Below are 1231 nucleotides of genomic sequence, written 5' to 3' on the forward strand. Positions count from 1 at the left end.
TGAATCGCCCCGGATTCTCTAGACACCTTGCAAGCTCATTGCGTAACGCTTTTCAAACTCTACCGGTGACAGCTGATTGTTGAAACCATGGCGGCGTTTTACGTTGTAGAACATCTCGATGTAATCAAACACATCACTCCGAGCATCTTCCCTCGTGGTGTAGATTTTTCGCTTGATCCGTTCCCGTTTCAGAAGCTGGAAAAAGCTCTCGGCCACGGCGTTGTCATGACAGTTGCCTCGGCGACTCATGCTGGCAACCAAATTGTTTGCCTTCAAAAAGCTGCGCCAATCGGAGCTGCTGTACTGGCTGCCTTGGTCGGAATGAACCATCACCTCTTGCTTCGGTTTACGCCTCCAAACCGCCATCAACAACGCATCAATAGCCAAATCACTGGTCATCTGCGACTTCATTGACCAGCCAACGACCTGCCGAGAAAACAGATCCAGTACCACCGCCAAATACAACCAGCCTTCATACGTACGAATGTACGTGATGTCGGTTACCCAAACCTTGTTGGGTTCCACAACATCGAACTGGCGCTTCAGCAAATTGGGTGAGACGACCGCTGGCTTACCGCCGTACTTTCCAGGGCGGCGTCGATAACCTGTCTGAGAACGCAGACCTTCAAGACGCATCAGCCTCGCCACACGATGACGACCACAATCCTCACCGACCTCGCGCAGATCGTCGTGGATTTTGCGATAGCCATAAACGCCACCGCTCTCCAGCCAGGAATGCTTGATCAAACCCAGCAGTCGCTGGTCGTCTTTGGCGCGTACAGATTGCGGCTCAGACAGCCAGGCGTAATAACCGCTGGGATGGACTTTCAGCGTCAGGCAAAGCCGTCGAATCGAATAGTCGCCCGCGCGCTGCTTGATAAAAGCGTACTTCAGCCGCACTCCTTGGCAAAGTACGCGGCGGCCTTTTTTAAGATGTCTCGCTCTTCAGTGACGCGCTTGAGTTCCGCTCGCAGACGACGTAGCTCAGCATGCTGATCATCATCCTGCTGCCGTTCTTCTTGAGGTTTGCTGTAGCGCTTTATCCAGGCATAGAGGCTATGCGTCGACACGCCGAGACGGGCCGCTACCTCAGCGACAGGCAGCTTCTTTTCGGTCACTTGATTGACTGCTTGGATTTTGAATTCTTCGGGATAACGCGGGTTGCTCATGGCACCTCCTGATTGGCCTCATTTTAAGGCATGGAGGTGTCTACGAAACCCGGGGCGATTCA

Annotated in this window: 1 protein-coding gene; it reads right to left on the minus strand. The window is 53.2% G+C overall.

What is annotated here, in order from left to right:
* Nucleotides 1-18 precede the first annotated feature (18 nt).
* Nucleotides 19-1169 (minus strand): IS3 family transposase gene (locus tag AACY19_RS26540; RefSeq protein WP_102063847.1). Its coding sequence is split into 2 segments (ribosomal slippage): nt 19-926 and nt 926-1169, totalling 1152 coding nucleotides; the frame shifts between segments, so codons are not numbered across the junction.
* Nucleotides 1170-1231 lie beyond the last annotated feature (62 nt).

Source organism: Pseudomonas sp. EA_5y_Pfl2_R50, from assembly GCF_963970475.1.
In the GTDB taxonomy this organism is placed as follows: Bacteria; Pseudomonadota; Gammaproteobacteria; order Pseudomonadales; family Pseudomonadaceae; genus Aquipseudomonas.